Origin of the sequence: Flavobacterium pectinovorum (assembly GCF_900142715.1) — a bacterium.
Lineage (GTDB): Bacteria > Bacteroidota > Bacteroidia > Flavobacteriales > Flavobacteriaceae > Flavobacterium > Flavobacterium pectinovorum.
Genome location: NZ_FRBX01000007.1, coordinates 335,356 through 356,783, shown reverse-complemented (window position 1 = coordinate 356,783; position 21,428 = coordinate 335,356). Strand labels below are relative to the sequence as shown.

Sequence of the window (21,428 nt, the reverse complement as noted above, 5' to 3'; positions counted from 1 at the left end):
TTAATGGTAAAAAAACAAAAAAGCTCACTGTTTAGTGAGCTTTTTTTATAAAGTTAACTTCTATTAAAGTGAAACTCCTCTTTTCCAAGGAATAAAGTCGTTTTGATTTAAAATTGCAGCTTTGGTTTTAACAGTACCGCTGGCTACATCAATAATAAATTCAAGCATTTCGTCTGCCATTTCATCAATTGATTTTTCACCTGTGATAATTCCTCCGGTGTCAATATCAATAATGTCTGACATCTTTTTAGCCAATTCTGTATTAGATGAAATTTTTACAACCGGTGCAATTGGGTTTCCTGTTGGAGTCCCTAAACCTGTTGTAAATAAAACCATATTTGCTCCAGAACCTACCATTGCAGTTGTACACTCCACATCGTTTCCAGGAGTACATAACAATGTAAAGCCTGGTTCATTAATATATTCTCCATAATCGAAAACACCTGTAATTGGTGAAGTTCCTCCTTTTTTAGCAGCACCAGCAGATTTCATTGCATCTGTAATCAAACCGTCTTTGATGTTACCTGGAGATGGATTCATGTCAAATCCTGAACCTGCGTCTACAACTGTTTTTTCGTACCATTGCATTAAGTCTAAGAAACGTTTTCCATCCTTATCATCTACACAACGGTTTACTAATTCCTGTTCTACTCCACATAATTCAGGGAATTCAGAAAGAATTGTAGTTCCTCCTAAAGCAACTAAATGATCTGATAGCACTCCCAATGTTGGGTTTGCAGAAATTCCAGAAAATCCATCAGAACCACCACACTCTAAACCAATTCTTAATTTAGACAATGGCGCTGGCTCTCTTTTTATATCGTTAGCTATTTTAATAGCTTCAAAAGTATCTTTTACAACACTGCTCAACATGGTTTCAATTGTACCAATTTGTTGTTGATCGTAAATCAAAACTGGTTTTTTACTGTTTGGATTAATAGCATCCAAAGCATCTTTAAAAATTTGAATTTGAAGATTCTGACATCCTAAACTCAAAACTGTAGCTCCTGCAACGTTTGGATTATTTACATATCCGGCCAATAATTTAGCCAGACTGTGCGAATCCTGACGAATTCCGCCGCAACCACCCTGATGTGTGATAAATTTCACTTCGATGTTATTGAATAAATTAGCATCGTTAGAAGCTGCTTCATTACCAGTTCCGCCTGTTTCTGTTTTTACCAAAGAACGAAGCAACAACTGATAATCGTTTTCTTTAGGTTTCATTAATTCCTTCTCGAAAATATCTTTTAGGATTTCGATATTTCTGTTTTCACAAAAAACTAACGGGAAAAACAACCAAACATTCTCAGTTCCAACCTGACCATCTTCTCTATGATAGCCCTGCCACGTTCTATCTTTCCATTTGTCAATATTTGGAGAATTCCATCCAATCGTTTCGGTTTTACCTGTTACTTTATCACTTTCATGTTTTACATTTTCTGTAGAAAGTAAACCTCCTTTTTCAATTCTGGCACTTGCTTTTCCAACCAAAACACCATACATAATAATACGCTCACCTACTTCAAAAGTATGCATGGCGATTTTATGTTTCATTTTCACATCAGATACAATTGTAATATCTTGTCCCTCAAAGTTGATTACTTCACCAGCAACCAAATTCACTAATGCAACTGCTACATTATCTGAAGGGTTTACTTTTATTAATTTCTTTTGCATGATTGTTATTTTTTAAAAGTACTTGTAATCTAATTAATATTGTTTGCTAAAATTAGCAAAACCTTTTTCTATTCCGTTTTCTTCAATCTCATTTAAGGCCAATACTAAAGCTTCAGATAAACCATTGATTTTAGTTAAATCTTCACCCCAAAATTCGGTGTTAGCTAATATTTTAGCAACAACTAAATCTGCAGATCCTAATTGCCATGCATTTTTAAATGCTTCAACTATCTCTGGAGAATCTTTTACAGGCAATGTTTCGTTATTCCATGTTCCTTTATAGAATTGAATTAAACTCGCTAATGAAAAAGTCAAATTAACAGGCAATTTTTTGTTAGCATTATAATATCCTAATAAACTAGGCAAAACTCTTACTTTGAATTTCGAAATCGAATTTAATGCAATATCAGCCAATGCATGTTTGATAAATGGATTTTTAAATCGGTCCATTACTTCCTCAGAATAAGCCGTAATTTCATTTTTGTCCATATCAAGCGTTTCACTAATTTCACCAATAACGCCGTCTACAAATTTTCCGGTAAAATCTCCGTTAACAGTTTCCATCACTAATTTGTTACCATACAAAAGTGAAAAAGGAACCATTGCCGTGTGCGCACCGTTTAGAATACGAACTTTAATCATTTTAAAAGGACGTATATCATCAACGATTTTTACATTCAAATTCGTTTTATGAAAAGGTAATTTTGCTTTTAAATCCTCACCACCTTCAATAGCCCAAAGAAAGAAAGGTTCTGCAGCAACAATTAAATTGTCCTGATAATCTAATTTATTATTGTATTCTTCAATTTCAGCTCTTGGATATCCAGGAACAATTCTGTCAACTAAAGTACTGTGATACGTACAAGCATCTGATACCCAAGTTTTAAATGCATCCTCTAATTTCCATAAATCAACATATTGCAAAATATATTTTTTCAGCGTTTCTGAGTTATAATCAATCAATTCGCAAGGAATGATCGTTACTGCTTTAGAAGCATCTCCATTGAAATGCTTGAATCTTTCATACAATAAAACAGTCAGCTTTGCAGGAAATGAAACTGGCGGCTTCATATCCGGAGTATCACTTTCAATGAATTCAATACCGGCTTCAGTAGTATTTGAAACAATAAACTGAAGTTCTTCTTCCTTCGCTAAAGCTAAATAATCTGCAAATTCGGTATACGGATTTATTGCTTTTACAATATTAGTGATTAACTCAATATCTTGTATTTTTTCGCCCTTTTTAATTCCGTTCATAAACAAAGTATAAAGACCATCCTGATCATTAATCAGGTGCACCATACCGTCTTTTAAAGGCTGAACCATTGCAATACCAGCATTAAAATCAACTTCTTTATTTAGTTTGTGAAAAGCATAATCAACAAAAGCTCTTAAAAAATTACCTTCTCCAAACTGAACAACCTTAATTGGATTTAATTTTTCTAATCCTGTATTTTTTCTGTTTAACTGTTTCATTTTAAATTCTTAAAGTGTTATAAATAACCACGATAAATACCTTATTGCTTTTATAAGAAGTTTTTTTAATTGTAAAAGAAACATTACACTTGTAAGAGTAAAATACAATTTGCTGTGAGGAGTGACAAGCTGTATTTAGCAAGCGTAATGCTCAATTACAAAACGTTAAAATCTAAAAAAAACTGCAATTCAAATAAGGAATCGGTATGATTACTCCTTATTTATTTTTAATATTTTTGATGATCTCAAGAACCTGACTCACTTTTGTTTTAAGTCCGTCATAATCATTGTTATCTAATATATCTTTCGAAATTAATTGCGAACCTAATCCAACACAAGTAGCTCCTGCATTTAACCAGGAAGACAAACTTTCAACCGTTGGATAAACACCTCCTGTTGGCATAATATTTGTCCACGGGCAAGGTCCTTTTATCGCTTTAATAAACTCTGGTCCATAAATATCCGCAGGGAATAATTTTACAATTTCGCAGCCTAATTCTTCGGCTCTTGCAATCTCAGAAAGTGTTCCGCAACCTGGCGACCACAAAACTTTACGACGATTACAGGCAATTGCAATATCTTCTCTAAAAACCGGAGTTACAATAAAATTGGCACCTAAACTCATGTATAACGATGCCGAAGCAGCATCTGTAACAGAACCAACTCCCAGAATCATTCCCGGTAATTCTGACAAAGCATATTTATTTAAAGCACCAAAAACTTCGTGGGCAAAATCGCCTCTGCTGGTAAATTCCATTAAACGAGAACCACCGTCATAACAGGCTTTTAGTACTTTTTTACTGATTTCAATATCCGAATGAAAAAATAGCGGAACCATTCCGTTATCTTTCATTTGTTGAGCTACTTCAATTCTTGAATATTTTGCCATTTCTATATTATTTATCTTGATACTAATCCCGCAGAATCACCACCAAGCATGTTTTCAACTTCTTTTAATGTAACCAAATTGTAATCGCCGGCAATGGTATGTTTTAAGCAACAAGCCGCAACTGCAAAATCCAAAGCTTTTTGATTATTATTTTGATATTGTAACAATCCGTAAATCAATCCGCCCATAAAAGCGTCTCCACTACCTACTCTGTCTACAACCGGAGTTACTTCTTTTACGGCAGCGTGGTAAATGGCTTTTCCATCAAATAAAACCCCGCCAATTCTTTGATGCGATGCACTTACAGAATAACGTAATGTTGTCGCAACGGTTTTTAAATTCGGAATCAAATCAAATAACTTCGTATATAAAACCGGAAGTGATTTTTCATCCTGATAATTTGGATTTACTTTCGGAATTCCCAACATAAAATATGCCGTATCAATATCTCCTAAAATAACATTACTATATTGCAGCATTTCTGGCATAACATCGCTTGGCGCTTTGCCATATTGCCACAATTTTGATCTGTAATTTAAGTCGCATGAAATCATTATTCCCATTTTGTGTGCCACTTTAATCGCTTCTAAACAAGCTTCAGCGGCACTTTGAGAAATCGCCGGCGTAATGCCGCTCCAGTGAAACCAGGTAGCACCTTCCAGAACTTTTTCCCAGTCAACCAATCCTTTTTCAATAGTTGCCATTGAACTGTGTGCGCGGTCGTAAACAACGTTACTTCCTCTTGTGCCAGCTCCTGTTTCAAGAAAATAGATTCCTAAACGTTCTCCTCCAAAAATTATATTTTTAGATTCTACATTCATTTTTCGTATTTCTCTCAACGCAGATCCGCCAATTTCGTTTTCAGGCAATCTTGTTACAAACTCAGCATTTAAGCCATAATTTGCCAAAGACACACAAACATTAAACTCACCGCCACCATAAGTAGCTCCAAATGCTGTAGATTGTGCAAAACGCAGGTGTCGCTCTGTCGAAAGACGTAACATAATTTCACCGAATGCAACTATTTTACTCATATTATTTTATTGTTTTTACCAGTAAAAGTTTTTCTTTTTACCATTAAGAAATTAAGAAAATAAAGTTTTAAGATTAATCAAACTTAACACGTATAGTATAAACTCTTTCTTCTTGCTTCTTTATTCTATTCTCTATATTCTATTCTCTATATTCTCAATTAAAATTTGAAATATTCCTTTGCGTTGTTGTATGAAATATCAGCAACCAGTTTTCCAATCCATTCCATATCTGCAGGAAGTTCACCTCTTTGTATTTCATCTCCTAAAAGATTACATAAAATACGTCTGAAATATTCATGTCTTGGGAAAGATAAAAAGCTTCGTGAATCTGTTAGCATTCCAACAAAACAACTAATTAATCCCATGTTTGAAAGCGCATTTAATTGTTTTGTCATTCCGTCTTTCTGATCTAAAAACCACCATCCTGAACCAAACTGAACTTTTCCTCTAACGCTTCCGTCGTTGAAATTTCCAATCATCGTAGCCATAACTTCGTTATCAGCCGGATTTAGGTTATAAATAATCGTTTTTGTCAATTTATCTTTACTGTCTAATGTATTTAAAAACGAAGACAGTTTTTGTGCCTGTGGATAATCTCCAATAGAATCCCAGCCTGTATCAGGTCCTAAAATTCTGTGCATACGCGCATTATTGTTTCTTAAAGCACCTAAGTGAAATTGCTGAACCCAGCCAAATTCGTGATAAGTTTCAGATAAAAACAATAAAATAGCACTTTGAAATTTCAAAGCTTCTTCTGGCGTTATCGTTTGGTTTTCTCTTTTCTTTTTGAAAATTGAATTTATTTCACTTTCTGTAAAGTTTTCAAAATAAATCTGATCTAAACCGTGATCGCTTAATTTACAGCCATTTTGGTTAAAGAATTCGATTCTTTTTCTCAATCCAGTTTGTAAGTCTGCGTAAGTATTAATCGCAATTCCGGATACGTCCCCCAACGTATCCAGATATGCGTTATAGCCATCATTTGAAATAAGGATAGCTTTATCAGGTCTGAATGCCGTACTCATTTTTGTTCCAATCGGGTTTTTAGCCAGTTTCTGGTGAAACTCTAAAGTATCAATTGGGTCTTCTGTAGTACAAACCAATTCAGCGTTTACTTTTTTAAGTAAGTTTTGTGTGCTATATGCTGCAGAATTTATTTTTTCTGAAGTTTCGATATAAATTTTCTCTGCTGATTTTTCATTCAGTAAATCATAAATATCAAAATAACGCGCCAATTCTAAATGTGTCCAGTGGTACAAAGGATTACGCATCGTGTAGGGAACGGTTTTTCCCCAGTTTAAGAACTTATCTTTATCAGAACCATTTCCGGTTACAAACTGTTCGTTGATTCCCAATGTACGCATTGCACGCCATTTGTAGTGATCTCCGTTGATCCAAACCTGCGTAATGTTGTCAAAGATTTTGTCTTCGGCAATAAACTGCGGATTAAGGTGATTGTGGTAATCTATAATGGGCTGATTTTTTGAGTAATTGTGGTATAACTCTTCAGCATATTTATTTTCAAGTAAAAAATTATCGTTTATGAAAGTCTTAGCACTCATGTCTTTTTAATTATAATTGAGAATTTATTCTTCGTTTGACGGTTTACCAATTGTAGCCAGGATTCCTCCATCAACAAATAAAATATGACCGTTAACAAAATCACTTGCTTTTGAAGATAAGAAAATTGCAGCTCCTGCTAAATCGCTTGGATCACCCCATTTAGCAGCCGGAGTTCTGCTGATAATAAAATCATTAAACGGATGTCCGTCAACTCTGATCGGCGCTGTTTGTTCAGTCGCAAAATAACCCGGTCCAATTCCGTTGATCTGAACATTGTATTTAGCCCATTCTGTTGCCATATTTTTAGTCAGCATTTTTAAACCGCCTTTTGCAGCAGCATAAGCACCAACTGTATTACGACCCAATTCGCTCATCATAGAGCAAATGTTGATGATTTTTCCTTGTCTTCTTTCGATCATTCCTTTGGCAACATGCTTGGAAACGATAAATGGAGAAACCAAATCAATATCAATTACTTCTTTAAAATCAGCAACTTCCATATCGATAAGCGGAATTCTTTTGATGATTCCAGCGTTATTAATCAAAATATCTATTGGTCCAACTTCGCTTTCAATTTTAGCAACGGCCGCTTTAACTTCCTGCTCTTCGGTTACATTAAATCTATAACCAACAGCATTAATTCCTTCACTTTTAAGTTCAGCAACAGCATCATCAATTTTTTGTTGAGATGAATTTCCGTTTACTACAATTGTAGCACCGGCTTGTCCTAAACCTTTTGCCATTGCCATTCCCAGTCCGTGTGTACTTCCTGTAATAAGGGCAACTTTTCCTTTTATATCAAATAAGTTTGTCATATTCTTATCTTAAATCAGTGATTTTACAAACATCCATATCTCCATAATCTAAATTTTCACCGGCCATTCCCCAAATAAAACTATAATTTGAAGTTCCTGAACCTGAGTGAATTGACCAAGGCGGAGAAATTACTGCCTGATGATTGTTCATCCAGATATGTCTTGTTTCCTGAGGCTGTCCCATAAAATGACAAACCGCCTGATTTTCCGGAATATCCAAATAGAAATAAACTTCCATTCTACGATCGTGTACGTGTGCCGGCATGGTATTCCAAACACTTCCCGTTTTTAATTCCGTCATTCCCATTTGTAATTGGCAGGTTGTTACAACACTACCGATAATCATTTGGTTTACCGTACGGTGATTTGCCGTTTCCATTGTTCCAAGCTGTAATTTATTTGCTTGTTCCAAGCTTACTTTTACAGTTGGATATGTTGTGTGTGCCGGAGCAGAATTAATATAAAATTTAGCCGGATTTTTGCTGTCATCACTTTTAAAAATCACTTCTTTATTTCCGCTTCCAATGTATAATGCATCTTTAAAACCTAATTCATAAGATGTTCCGTCAACCAAAACAGAACCGCTTCCGCCAACATTTATGATTCCCATTTCTCTTCTTTCCAGAAAATATCCAGCTTTAAGCGGATCGATCGTTTCAAGAGTTAAATCTTTTACAGGAACTGCAGAACCTGCAATATAGCGGTCGTAATGAGAGTACGTTAAAACAATTTCATTCTCCTGCATTAAATCATCAATTAAGAATTCATTTCTCAATTGTTGTGTGTCATATTGTTTAACAGCTTCTGGGCTTGACGCGTATCTTGAACTATATTTTGTCATAATTTTTATTTTAATGTAATCGATTGCACAAAATTATATTTTTATCTTCAAATATCATAATACAAATGAAAAATTATTTGTGTTGATTTTACACTTCTACTTTTTTCATCCTCGGAACTAAAATATGCATAATCAGCCAGGCCAGCAAATACGATGCTCCGCAGATGCAAAACATAATAAAATATCCGGTTTCGATTTTTCCTAATTTGGTATAATAGACGAACATATTTTTTTGAATCAATAAAGTTAGTAAAATTCCGCCAAGGGCACCGAACATACCCCCTATTCCTGTAACTGAAGCTGTTGCCTTTTTAGGAAACATATCTGAAACAGTTGTAAAAATATTAGCACTCCACGCCTGATGTGCAGAAACCGCTAAACCAATTACCAAAATGGCCCACCAAATATTGATTGCTCCTAAATACTGAGAAAACAAAACCGGTAAAACAGCAAAAGCATAAATTAGCATACTGGTTTTACGCGCTTTATAAGCCGGCCATCCCTTATTTATTAGTTTCAACGGCAACCATCCGCCGCCAATGCTTCCTATACTTCCAATAACGTAAACCAAGGCACAAGGCCAGATAATTTGAGTTGCCGAAAGTTTATATTGTTTCATTAAAAAATCGGGCAGCCAGAACAAATAAAACCACCAAACAGGATCTGTCAATAATTTTCCAATGGCAAAAGCCCAAGTCTGGCGAAAGCTAAGCAATTTAAACCATGAAACCTTTTCTGTATCTTCAACTTCAACTATTAGAGCTTTATCTGAGTTTATATATTCTAATTCTGCTTGCGATAAACGTTTTTGCTTTTCGGGAATTTCATAATAGATGAACCATAATACGAGCCATACAAAACCAATTATTCCGGTTAGGATAAAAGCCCATTGCCATCCGTAATTCGCTGCAATAAAAGGCACTGATAAAGGCACAATGATCGCTCCGATATTACTTCCTGAATTAAAAATTCCTGTTGCCAAAGCTCTTTCTTTCTGCGGAAACCATTCGGCTGTGGCTTTAATGGCGGCAGGAAAATTTCCTGCTTCTGTAATTCCTAAAAACACTCTTGCAATTAAAAAACCTCCTGTTCCAGTAGCAAGTGCGTGACCAATAGCTGCTAAACTCCATAAACCTGTTGCAATTGCATACCCAATTTTGGTGCCTAGTTTATCAATAATACCACCTGCAACGAGCATTCCGAGTGCATAGGCAATTTTAAATGCTAATTCAATATTCGAATAATCTATAACCTCCTGTTCCGGTGTCCAATGAAAGGCTTCTGCTAAAAAAGGTCTTAGGTAACTTATTACATTTCGATCTAAATAATTTACAGTTGTAGCAAAAAATACTAAACTGCATATTGTCCAGCGATATTTTCCAATTGCCTGATTAGCTTCATTCATAGGTTTTGGTTGGTTAGGTTAGTTGGTTATTCTATAGCATATAATTTTTAAAGATTGTAATTTTAAAGATTTGTAATAGGGCTGTATTTTGGTACTAATGATTTCATTACAATCCAACCGATTAAGTAACAAACGGCACAGATAGAGAAAATTATAAAATATCCGGCTTCAATTCCCTTAAAACCCATAAAAGCCATTTCTGTTTCTTTTGCATGATCAAATAAAAGTCCTGATCCTTTATTAATTAAAGTTGAACCTAAACCTCCTGCCAAACCACCAATTCCGGTAATAGTTGCAATTGCTTTTTTAGGAAACATATCGCCTACAGTAGTAAAAATATTAGCCGACCATGATTGGTGTGCTGCTCCTGCAATACCAATAATTATTACCGGAATCCAGTAACTTATATATCCTAAAGGCTGTGCAATTAAGGCTAATAACGGAAAGAAGGCAAAAATTAACATTGCTCTCATTCTTCCTTCGTACGGATTCATTCCTTTTTTTTCTACAAAATAAGTTGGCAGCCAACCTCCAATAATAGAAAGTAATGTGATCATGTAAAGCACAAATAATGGTAAAGCAGCTTGTGTAGAATCCATACCGTAAACAGAACTTAAATAAGCTGGTGTCCAGAACAAAAAGAACCACCAAACGCCATCTGTCATGAATTTACCAAAGGCAAAAGCCCAGGTTTGTTTGTATTTAAAACAATCTACAAAGGATACTTTTGTTGTAGTTTCAGGAATATAACCTACAATTTTAGCATCGGCAATATCATCTTGTTGTATATATTCTAATTCTTCGGCGCTAACTCTTGGGTGTCTCTCCGGTTTATCGTACATAAAAACCCAAAATCCCATCCAAACAAAACCAAGCGCTCCAATAATAATGAAAGCCATTTCCCAACCAAATGATTTTGCTATAAAAGGAATCGAAATTGGCGCTGCCAAAGCTCCAACAGTTGCACCGGCATTAAAAATACTGGTAGAAAATGCTCTGTCTTTTTTAGGGAAATATTCTGCAGTTGTTTTGATGGCAGCAGGGAAATTTCCGGCCTCACCAATTGCAAGGATAAAACGGGCAAAAATAAATAAGCTTACACTTACGTTGATGACCATTCCGGTATCATTTATATTTTTAATGATTTCCTTGGCTCCTTCAAAACCTACAAACCAGTTTCCGGTTATGATTCCTGAAGTTGCAATTCCGCAAAATGCATGCAGACACGCACCTACAGACCAAATTCCGATAGCCCAAAGAAATCCTTTTTTAGTATCTAACCAATCCACAAATCTTCCTGCAAACAAAAGAGAAACTGCATAAAAAATAGAGAATAGCGCTGTGATATTCCCGTAATCGTTGTTTGTCCAATGAAATTCAGGAGCTATAAAATCACTCCATGTTAAAGAAAGTACTTGTCTGTCGAGATAATTAATAGTTGTTGCGAAAAATAATAATGCACAAATACTCCAGCGATACTTTCCGGTGTTTTTTTTGATTTGATTCATAATAATGTAATGGTTAGGCTAGTAAAATGTTAAATATTTAAAACTTTTTAATCTCACAAATGTAGTTTGGGTTAGGTCTTCATCTTTAACCACATAACTTCTTTTGTGCAACAAAATTTCAAATAATGTAATCGATTGCACAAATATAGTTTTTAATCTTAATATTCCAAATAAATTATATAAAAAATTATTTTAATACTCTAAATAAACATTTCATATAAAAAAAAGAACTCAAATTTACACATTAAACAATATATATGTTAAAACCGTATATGTAAAATTCATCCGATTTAGGTGTCAAAATAGTACTAAAATCAGTACTTCAAAATCAATTTATAACAACTATTCTTATCGAAAAAGAAATAATACTTTTAAGGATTCTTAAACACTTTAAATCAATAAAAAAATATAAATTTGACTAACACCTTATAATAATCTATTAAAAACTCTATACATTGAAAAAATTAACAGCCTTTATCGTAAAAAACTCATTTTTAAGCTTGATTTTTATTATGGGAATTACAAATTTGTCACAAGCGCAAAACCAGGTTATCCCTCTTTGGAAAGTAATTCCACAAGAAATTAAAGCTCCTGATTATACAGAAAAAGAAGACATTAAAGATGGAAAAGTACAAAGTACAAGTCAGGTTTCAATACCTACTTTAAGTGTTTTTTTACCAAAAGGAATCAAACAAAACCAAACTGCAGTGGTTATTTTTCCTGGTGGCGGATATACACATCTGGCCATTGATAAGGAAGGAACTAAAGTTGCTGAATGGTTTAATGCTCAGGGAATTGTTGCTTTTGTTTTAAAATACAGATTGCCTAACAATTTAATTATGACGAATAAAACTGTTGGTCCATTACAGGATGCACAGGAAGCTATTCGAGTGATAAGACTAAATGCTGCCGTATGGAATATTGACCCAAATAAAATTGGTGTAATGGGATTTTCTGCCGGGGGACATTTGGCTTCGACTTTATCAACTCATTACGATGACAGGGTTTATGAAACTAGTTCAAAAATAAGTGCACGCCCAGATTTTTCACTTCTGATTTATCCTGTAATTTCTATGGAAAATGACATTACACACAAAGGATCTCAAATTAGTTTATTAGGCGAAAACGCTTCACAACAGGATATTGATTCATTTTCTAATGAAAAGAGGGTTACTGCACAAACTCCACCCGCTTTTTTAATACATGCTACAGATGATAGTGTTGTTTTACCAGAAAATAGCATTAATTATTATTTGGCACTTAAAAAAAATGGAGTTACAGCCGAGTTACATTTATATGAAAAAGGAGGTCATGGTTTTGGTTTAGGCGTAAATGATACAAGCAAATTCTGGACAAAAGCCTGTGAGGAATGGCTTAAAAGTAATGGATATAAGAATTAAAGTATTATTTTTTCTCGCAGATTTGGCAGATTGAGCAGATTTCTTTTTAATATCTAATTATCGTGTGTCACCCTGAGCGGAGTCGAAGGGCGCTCCAATTGGAACGTGGGCTTCGACTCCGCTCAGCCTGACAATACAATATAGATATAACGAGCCATCAAAGAATCGAGATGTCAACGTAAAACTTATTTTTTAAAAATGCTTACATTTTTAAACAAATTGTATAAAACCGTTTTAAAACAAAAAGGCAAAACCCATAAAGTTTTGCCTTTTTTAATCAAAAAAAAAAGAAATTAAAAAACAATTGAATTATTATTTTAAGCAGTTAATTCTTTTTCTGCTCTATTTTTTAGTTTAGAAACCGGAATTTCTTTAGTAGCAACTTTAGGTTTTGCGGGTGATTTTTTACCGAATTTCTGTTTTCCCCACCAGATCATAAAACCTGTAATAGGTAAACTTGCTGAGATTAAACTGGCGAAAAAAGCCAAAAATTTTCCTGTAAGTCCAAGCACGCTTCCAACGTGAATATCATAATTCATTCTCCGAATTTTATCCGGTATATTGGCCTCAATATATTTTCCTGAAAAAGGCGTTTTTATAGAGATTTCCTTTAAAGTTTGCTGATCAAAACTATAACGATCCATATTATAGAAAGTATGTTTTTGTTTGTAAACAAAAGCTCCAATTGCATCTGCAGGTTTATCGGGAACAGTAACTAATATTCCGGCTGCCTGAGGATTTTGTTTTGAAAGATTCAATAACACTTTATCAACTGTAGTAATATTAAAAGCTTTAACAATCGTTGTATCTGATTTTGGAGATTCCCTGTTTTCTGTTAATGGTTTTCCGCCGGATGTTACCCAATATAAGGATTTACTCCACCAGCCAAAACTCCACACTAAACCGGTAATCGAAATAAACAAAAGAAAAATCATGCTGTAAAAACCCAATACATTATGTAAATCATAATTTAAGCGTTTAAAACTAGCGGATAACTTGATTTTAAAACTTTTATCTCTTATTGATTTAATCCATTTTGTGGGCCACCACAATACAATACCTGAAATCAATAAAAACACAAAAATCAAAACAGCGACGCCTACAATTGGTCGGCCAATATCGTATGGCAGCCACAAAGCACGATGTCCGTTCAGTATAAATCTAAAGAAATCAGGAGATTCACTTCTTGAAACAGATTTAATGTTTAATACTTCTCCTGTGTAAGGATTCATATAAACACTGGTAAAAATACCGCCTCTTCTTCTTTTAGATTTTTCTTCTTTACCTTTTTCCTTGCCTTTCCCTTTTCCTTTTTCTCTTTCTTTACCTTTTTCGTTGTCGCTTTTTGCAACATCTTTTTGGTTTCTTCCCTTACCTTCTCCTTTTTTATGTTCTGCTTTTCCTTCTCTGTCTTTGCCTTCTTTTTTCTCAGTAAAATAACCTACTATGGCGGCATCTTCTTTTCCTCCAAAAGTTACGCTTGTGGCATGTTTTCCTTTCATTGTTTTATCGGCAATTGTTATCAATTGCGAGGGCAATAAAAAAGCTTGTTCTTGTGGTTTTACAAATCTCCAGTCTTCAATAAAATCTTTTATTTCACTTTCGAAAACATAAATACAGCCTGTAAGACTGACAATAACTACAATTATTCCAGACGCTAATCCTAGCCACAAATGCAGCCAGGCCATAACGCGCTTAAAAAGTGATTTTTTACTTTTTTTCTTATTTGGATTTGAAGAAGAAAACATATTTTGACAAGTATAATTAAGGTAAATAAAAAAAGCCGAAAGCCTTTACAGGAAAGGCTCACGGCTAAAAAAAATTAATATTTTAATTTAGCAATAGCAGTAATTTGTCCACCTTCTACTTTCATACCTCTTGTAGCAACACCTGTTGTACCGTTGATTGTATAAATCCAGTTTCCTTCAGGAGTATTGATACCAATAATAGCAGCGTTACCATCTTCTGTAGTGATATTATAACGGCTTGTTGCAGATGTTAATGTTGCAGGGGCATTTGTTACCCATGTAAATGTCTGGTTGTAAACATCGGCTACAGCCAATTTAACAGCTCCGTTATTTTTACCCGCATTTCCGTACATCAACAATAAAAATTTGCCTTTGGAAATATAACTTGTAGAAGAAATTTTATATCCGCCAGACTTTTCTTCAACATTAAAGAAATAAGACTGATCAAACTCTGTAGTTCCTTTTTTGATTTTTACAATCGCAGATGGTTTTGTAGAAGTCAAAACTGCATTACTAGTAGCAATCGCACCAGAGAAACCGTAAGCATCACCGTTTTCATCCTGAAATAATCCGTTTGTAAAATAAGCTCCCAAATAACTTGTACGGTTATCTTTTATTACTTTTTCTAATTTAAGTTCAGGATAGTTGTAAACGGCAACCCAAGTACTATCAGGGTTTACTGTTCCAAAGTTATCAACTCCGTCTCCTTTAATACTCATATATGGCATGTATACTTTATCACCAACTTGTGTTGCCCAGGTAAAGAAAGCTCTTTCTCCGTTTCCGGCAAGAACTTTAGTATCCTGCTGTGCTTCGCCGGTAATAAGTGAGTTTACTGCATCAATTTTATACATTGAAGCAATAGAAGCACCACTTCTTGGTACTTTAATTGTTAAAATATCCTTGTTTACAGCAGCAAAAACGTGTACAGTTTCTGCCTGAAAATCAGATTTTTTAACCAATTTCCCTTCAGTGTTTAAATTGTAAGTCGTTACAGCTCCGGGATTTCCTTGTCCGTAAAGTAAACTGAAAAAGTTATTTTGAGCAGTGATGTAGTAACGGTAAGTTCCGTCTTGTTCTACCCCGTTTCCAATAGTCGTTATCGATCCTGTAGAAACATCATCTGCTGTCAATAAATAATCTGCAACTCCGGTAGCTCCGGTTGTTGCTGTAATAATATATTTAGTTTTTCCGGTATCGCTTCCGCCACCTGTATCGTTTCCTGATTTATCATCACTGCTGCAAGAGAATGATGTAAAAGCAATTAATGCTGAGAATAAAGCTAAAGTGCTAAATTTTTTCATGTTATTATGGTTTGAATTATTAAATTATTTATTTGGATTTTGAGAAAAAATATCTCAGTTTAATATTGAAAGCCCTACTTGGTTTTTGCAATGAAAAATTGTCGTAAAGTTTATTGTCCAATACATTTTTACACTCTAAAGCAATATTGTATTTTCCATTTGCAAAAGTGTAAACAGCATTTAAGTCGTGATTAAACTGTTCCGGAATATCCAATTTATCATCACTTCCCATACTTGGCCAGTACAAATAATAAGCATGAACATATAGAAGATTATATCCAAGAGAAAGATTATTTCCTTTTTTTAAAAAATCAGGGAAAATATAACTTGCATCTGCATTTCCAAACAAATATGGCATATTTGGAACTCGGTCTTTGTAAACCGGAGATACATAGTCCTGATTCGGTTCGTATTCTGTCATATTGCGAATATTTTGATACGTTGCATTAACACCGGCGGTAAATCTGCTTCGGTACGAATAACGAATCTCTCCATCAATTCCGTGATTGGTAACACGCCCCTGGTTAACATTTGTAGTCATCGTTTGATTATTATTCAATGTTGGACGAATAAAATCAGTTGCATTACGATACAGCAAATTCATATCAAATGTTAAGGCATTTACTTTATTAAAACTAGTTTGGTAAGCAAAACCAATATTAAAATTATCGCTTGTTTCAGGTCTCAAATCAAGGTTTCCTTCCAGATTATCATTGACATTTCCAAAAACTTCATCAGTGGTTGGTAAACGATAACTTTTTTCGAAAGAGCCTTTTACCTGAAGATTTTTTCTTATATAATAGCTCGAAGCGCCTCCAAAGCCATACGAAGAGGTTTTATCTTCATATTGTTGATAAGCAATATCTCCTGCATTTCCACTTGGATTATAACTTCTTGAATATGTTGTTTTTAGAGTATAACCCTTTACAAATACAGAACTGCTCCATTTTTGATTGTAATCAAATTTATACCCGGCACCAACAACATTTTTTTGTATTTTTTTAGGTTGCTGATATACTAGTGATTCCGGAACAAGCTCATCACTTTCTTTTCTGTCAGAATTATTAAAAGTATTATTTAGAGAGAAGGAATGTCTTTCACCCAGACTGTATGTAATGTTTGTCGTGGCAATTGCGTTATTATTTTTAAATATTCTTAAAGTACGGCTACGCTCTGCTCCGTTACCGGCATATTCTTTATAATCTCCAAACCAATTGTATCTTCTAAAAACGGTGTCAATATTTTGTTCCTTACCAAAATTATAATTACCGGTAACATTGACATTTAAGTTTTTGGTAAACAAATCTTTTACCTGGTATTTAAATGTGGGCATTAATGTCGTTCCTCTTTCATGCATTTTCCCAAAAACACTTTTCATTCTGGCTCCAGTCTGAATATCAGCTTTATTTTCACCTGCAGTCAAACCAAACAGCAGCTTATCTGCATATTTTTTTCCAGTAATACCAATGTTTACAATTACGGTTTCATTTTTATAATGGTCGTGAAATTTTCGAACACGCTGATTAGGAAAATAAGCACCTGTATTTAAATCAGCTATATCAACATTAACCCAATAATTATTATCCGAGTAATTTTGAAAAGCATTAATTTCGGCAGTAAAACCACTTTTGGCAGTATATCCGGCATTTAATGTTGAACGGTGCGTATTAAACGACCCAAAAGAATAAGAAGCATCAAGATAAGTACGAGGTTTGCTATTGGTTACAATATTCACGGCACCTCCCAAAGCATCTCCTCCTAACCAAATTGGCACAACACCTTTATAAACTTCTACTCTATCTGCAAGATTTATAGGAATATTATTCATTTGAAAAGAAGATCCAAAATTATCCATAGGTACTCCATCAATAAAAATCTTTACCTGATTACCTGTAAAACCGTTTATAGAAAGCTCTGAACGGGATCCTACACCTCCGGATTCACGAACACGAACTCCCGAAACTCTGTCTAGAGCATGTGCCAAATCGAGCGTAGAATTATGTAGTTTTTTTGCATCAATAGCGGTAACATTATAAGCTTGTTTATTTACTTTTTCAACCTGTGAACGACCTAACACGGTAACACTTTCTAACTCATTCAATTCACTTTCTAACTGAAACTGAGCATTTACATCTTTGTCTGCAACTTCAATACTTTTTTTATAGTTGGAAAAACCAATTGCGGTAATTTTTAAAGTGTATTTTCCCGGCTTAATATTCTTGAAAGTAAAGTTTCCGTTTTCATCAGAAATCAGACTTAAGTCAGTTTTTTCTATAAATATTGTCGCATACGGAATTGTCTGACCAGAATTTTCTTTGACCTGTCCGGAAACCGAAACACCTTGATTTTGCTGGGAAAATGATAAGAACGAAAAGAGAAAAATTATACTTGAAAATAAAAATTTGTGAGTTGTCATATCTTTAATTAGACTAATTATAAATAACTTTGGCACAAAAGTACTCTCAACTGCTCCAAAAAAGTTAGGGAAAAACGGATTATTATTTTGTAAAAACGGATTATATTTTGAAAATCAAATCGACATTATCAGCCTACGAAAAACCAATTATAAAAATTGAAATAAAAGATCATTACGACCCAAAAAGTCATTTATCTGAAGAAAATATACACATCGAAAACGGAGATTTAGAAAATATAAAAAGTACCATTTTAGCGACAGACGGAATGGTTTTAATTGATACTCAGATGTATTTTGAGAAACCACAAACAGAAGTATTTGAAATTAGTGAAGAGTGTATCGTAATGGATTTTATCAATTGCAATAACATTGAAACCGATATTGAGCAGCTGGAAAATGAAAAATATCTTAAAGATAACACACACAATATTTTCTACACCACAAAATTTAAAGGTACTTTTAAAATTCCCGCCTTCGAACAAACCAATTATTTATGCATTATTTTGACAAAAGACTTCTACTATAATATTATAAATGAAGATTGGGAACTGCACAAAAAATTTTCAAAAAACATTCTTCTTAAAAAAGCCACTTATTTAACTTCAAAATATATTGCGTTTACTCCAGCCATTCAATGGATTATATACGAAATTAAAAGCTGTACACGTCAGGGAGCTTTAAAGAAAATGTATATTGAAGCTAAAATTAAAGAATTGCTTATTCATCAGCTTGAAGCGATTATTGAGCAGCCGGTACTTAGCGAAATTGTAAATGAAGACGAATACTCTAAACTACAGCAAGCCAAGCAAATTATTGAAAAAGATTGCGCCCATGCCCCTACTCTTACTGAACTATCCAGAATGATTTCGCTAAACGAATTCAAACTAAAAAAAGGTTTTAAAGCTTGTTTTGGAACTACTGTCAAGAGTTATATTATCAAACTCAGAATGGAAAATGCAAAGGAATTATTTAAAAGTAAGGGATTGACAGTAAGTGAAGTTGCTTATAAATGTGGCTATAAGGATGTTTCACATTTTTCGGCTGCCTTTAAAAGTTTTTATGGCTTTTCTCCGCAAAAAATCAAAATTAACTGGGATATTATCAACTTCTGGATTACCGGAATTCTTTTATTAGCTTAAATAAAAAAGGGTTTTCAAATTAGCTAACGTGTAGCCAATCTAAAAACCCTATAAAAATTAGACAGTATTGTATTTATTTTCAAATTGATACAACGACCACGATCAATGATTTGTCAAATTTTGTCTTAACTAAACTTGTTTTTTCCAAAAAACACTGTAATATAAAAGTAAGAGATATGTAAAAAGTCAAAAACTCACTTATCCTTACTTTCACGGCGCAAAGCTACAAGCTACTTTTTAAAATAGCTTACGGCTTTCCTCATTCTAACATTATTTAAAAAGAAAGTTACTAAGTGGCTAAGGTTCTAAGATGCTAAGATCTTCTTTATTAATATTCTACATTTTTCATTCTTAAGAAATCAACAATTAAAAATTTTAGATTTTTTTCTTGTCCTGGATTAAGTCATCAAGATCTCTTTCACTTATACATTTGTAAAATAAATATGTAGTTCTTAGAAAAATTGATAATTCTTAATTCTTAAAAAGAAATTAAAAACAAAATTTTAGTTCTTGTTCTAGGTTAAGTTATCACACTCTTTTTAACTGCTACATTTGTCAAATAAATTAGTAGTTCTTAGAAAAATTGATGATTCTTAATTCTTAAAAAAGACAATTAAAAACAAAAAATTAGTTCTTGTCCTAGGTTAAGTTATCACCTTCTTTTTAACTGCTACATTTGTCAAATAAATTTGTAGTTCTTAGAAAAATTGATGATTCTTAATTCTTAAAAAAGACAATTAAAACAAAAAATTAGTTCTTGTCCTAGGTTAAGTTATCACCCTCTTTTTAACTGCTACATTTGTAAAATAAATTAGTAGTTCTTAGAAAAATTGGTGATTCTTAATTCTTAAAAAAACAATTAAAATAAAAATTTAAGTTCTTGTTCTAGATTAAGTTATCATAATCTTTTTAACTTCTACATTTGTAAAATAAATTACTGAATCATGAAAATATTAGAATTTTTAATACTCGGAAAAAACGAAGAAATCTTACCAATTTTACTTCGACTTGTAAACGCAAATGAGAATTGGAATGGAGTAAGTTTCAACGATGAAGAAATTGCTCAAAAATATTTTCTAAACAACAAAATCGATATTGTTCTGTTGAGTTCCGGAATCGAAGATCATGTCGAAAAAGAGTTTACTTCTTTTTGTTTAAAACATCAGCCAGAAGTAGAAGTAATTGAACATTTTGGTGGCGGAAGCGGCTTATTAAAATCCGAAATACAACACCGATTATATCTTAAAGGAAAAATTTAGGCACCAAAAATTTCCTTTTCAAAATTCACTAAAAGCTTTAAATATCGTATTCACGAATATCCAATGTTAAATTGACGATATATCGTTAAAATCTTTATTGCCTTTTTTGAAAAACCTTTTAAAATCAACGTTTTAGAAATAAGGCATTCCATTTGAATGTAAGACGTTGAAAATCAAATGCAAAATAATTTTAAAAAAACCATTTATCAACAACAAAATTTAATTATCATGAAAAAATTAATCTTAACAGCAGCTTTATTATTTGTAACTTTTATAGGTTTCGCACAAAAACCAAGTCCGGCATTATTAGATCCAACAAACCATACATTGGTACTTATTGATTATGAAAGCCAAATGGCATTTGCAGTAAGCAACATTCCAATTGATCAGCTTAGAAATAACACAGCTTTAGTTGCAGGTGCTTCAAAAATCTTCAAAGTTCCAACAATTGTTACAACTGTTGCCGAAAAATCATTCAGCGGACCCGTTTTTAAAGAAATCGAAGAATTTTATCCACAAAAAACTTCAAACTACATCGATCGTACTTCAATGAATACCTGGGAAGATGTTCCTGCTCACAAAGCAATTACTGAAAAAGGTAAAAAGAAAATCGTTTTTGGAGGATTATGGACAAGTGTTTGTATCGTAGGACCAACATTATCAGCAATAAACGAAGGTTATGATGTGTATGTTATTACAGATGCAAGTGGCGATGTTTCTAAAGAAGCTCACGAAATGGCTGTAACACGTATGGTTCAGGCAGGTGCTCACCCAATAACTTCATTACAATATTTATTAGAATTACAACGTGACTGGGCACGTCAGGGAACTTATGTAGCCGTTACAGATCTTGTTAAAAAATACGGTGGTGCATACGGTGTTGGTGTACAATACGCTCACGAAATGCTAAAACATTAATTCTTTTTTAATTAAAAATTGGGAATTAAAAAT

Annotated in this window: 16 protein-coding genes; 4 read left to right on the top strand and 12 right to left on the bottom strand. The window is 33.5% G+C overall.

What is annotated here, in order from left to right; all coding sequences use genetic code 11:
* Positions 1–63 precede the first annotated feature (63 nt).
* From BUE22_RS21685 to BUE22_RS21645, 9 genes are all read right to left on the bottom strand, one after another.
* On the bottom strand, positions 64–1,680 hold the full coding sequence (locus BUE22_RS21685; RefSeq protein WP_042566533.1) for a UxaA family hydrolase: 1,617 nt from the start codon (positions 1,678–1,680) through the stop codon (positions 64–66).
* A 33-nt stretch (positions 1,681–1,713) separates the two neighbouring features.
* Positions 1,714–3,156 carry a tagaturonate reductase gene (locus BUE22_RS21680; protein ID WP_073398059.1) on the bottom strand — a complete coding sequence of 481 codons (1,443 nt, stop codon included), beginning with the start codon at positions 3,154–3,156 and terminating at the stop codon, positions 1,714–1,716.
* 217 nt (positions 3,157–3,373) lie between these two features.
* Positions 3,374–4,045, bottom strand: a complete 672-nt coding sequence (locus tag BUE22_RS21675; protein WP_073398058.1) for a bifunctional 4-hydroxy-2-oxoglutarate aldolase/2-dehydro-3-deoxy-phosphogluconate aldolase — start codon at positions 4,043–4,045, stop codon at positions 3,374–3,376.
* A gap of 11 nt (positions 4,046–4,056) precedes the next feature.
* Positions 4,057–5,079, bottom strand: coding sequence for a sugar kinase (locus tag BUE22_RS21670; protein ID WP_042566536.1), 1,023 nt, complete (start codon positions 5,077–5,079; stop codon positions 4,057–4,059).
* Positions 5,080–5,237: 158 nt separating this feature from the next.
* Positions 5,238–6,641 (bottom strand): glucuronate isomerase, encoded by a 1,404-nt coding sequence (gene uxaC / locus BUE22_RS21665; protein WP_073398057.1) that lies wholly within the window; start codon positions 6,639–6,641, stop codon positions 5,238–5,240.
* Positions 6,642–6,665: 24 nt separating this feature from the next.
* A complete protein-coding gene (locus tag BUE22_RS21660; protein WP_073398056.1) occupies positions 6,666–7,457 on the bottom strand; it encodes a gluconate 5-dehydrogenase in 792 nt (263 codons plus the stop codon).
* A 4-nt stretch (positions 7,458–7,461) separates the two neighbouring features.
* Complete coding sequence (kduI, locus tag BUE22_RS21655) at positions 7,462–8,298, bottom strand: 5-dehydro-4-deoxy-D-glucuronate isomerase (protein WP_084540310.1); 837 nt, start codon at positions 8,296–8,298, stop codon at positions 7,462–7,464.
* Between the two features lie 88 nt (positions 8,299–8,386).
* The gene (locus tag BUE22_RS21650) at positions 8,387–9,703 is read right to left on the bottom strand and encodes an MFS transporter (RefSeq protein ID WP_073398054.1); all 1,317 of its coding nucleotides are present in this window, start codon (positions 9,701–9,703) and stop codon (positions 8,387–8,389) included.
* Between the two features lie 62 nt (positions 9,704–9,765).
* Positions 9,766–11,211, bottom strand: coding sequence for an MFS transporter (locus BUE22_RS21645; protein ID WP_073398053.1), 1,446 nt, complete (start codon positions 11,209–11,211; stop codon positions 9,766–9,768).
* 455 nt (positions 11,212–11,666) lie between these two features.
* On the opposite strand from BUE22_RS21645, the gene BUE22_RS21640 reads away from it, so the two are divergent.
* Entirely contained in the window at positions 11,667–12,611 is a 945-nt protein-coding gene (locus BUE22_RS21640; protein ID WP_243396827.1) for an alpha/beta hydrolase, read from the top strand.
* Between the two features lie 317 nt (positions 12,612–12,928).
* Here the strand turns inward: BUE22_RS21640 and BUE22_RS21635 are convergent, their stop codons facing one another.
* The 3 genes from BUE22_RS21635 to BUE22_RS21625 form a co-directional block, all read right to left on the bottom strand.
* Entirely contained in the window at positions 12,929–14,359 is a 1,431-nt protein-coding gene (locus tag BUE22_RS21635; RefSeq protein ID WP_073398051.1) for a PepSY-associated TM helix domain-containing protein, read from the bottom strand.
* A 74-nt stretch (positions 14,360–14,433) separates the two neighbouring features.
* A complete protein-coding gene (locus BUE22_RS21630) occupies positions 14,434–15,663 on the bottom strand; it encodes a DUF4374 domain-containing protein (RefSeq protein WP_073398050.1) in 1,230 nt (409 codons plus the stop codon).
* A 28-nt stretch (positions 15,664–15,691) separates the two neighbouring features.
* A complete protein-coding gene (locus tag BUE22_RS21625; RefSeq protein ID WP_073398049.1) occupies positions 15,692–18,079 on the bottom strand; it encodes a TonB-dependent receptor in 2,388 nt (795 codons plus the stop codon).
* A gap of 107 nt (positions 18,080–18,186) precedes the next feature.
* On the opposite strand from BUE22_RS21625, the gene BUE22_RS21620 reads away from it, so the two are divergent.
* From BUE22_RS21620 to BUE22_RS21610, 3 genes are all read left to right on the top strand, one after another.
* Complete coding sequence (locus BUE22_RS21620; protein ID WP_073398048.1) at positions 18,187–19,218, top strand: helix-turn-helix domain-containing protein; 1,032 nt, start codon at positions 18,187–18,189, stop codon at positions 19,216–19,218.
* 944 nt (positions 19,219–20,162) lie between these two features.
* Positions 20,163–20,477 carry a hypothetical protein gene (locus BUE22_RS21615; RefSeq protein ID WP_073398047.1) on the top strand — a complete coding sequence of 105 codons (315 nt, stop codon included), beginning with the start codon at positions 20,163–20,165 and terminating at the stop codon, positions 20,475–20,477.
* 228 nt (positions 20,478–20,705) lie between these two features.
* Positions 20,706–21,395: a hydrolase gene (locus BUE22_RS21610; protein WP_042565590.1), complete on the top strand. Its 690-nt coding sequence runs from the start codon at positions 20,706–20,708 to the stop codon at positions 21,393–21,395.
* Positions 21,396–21,428: the final 33 nt, after the last annotated feature.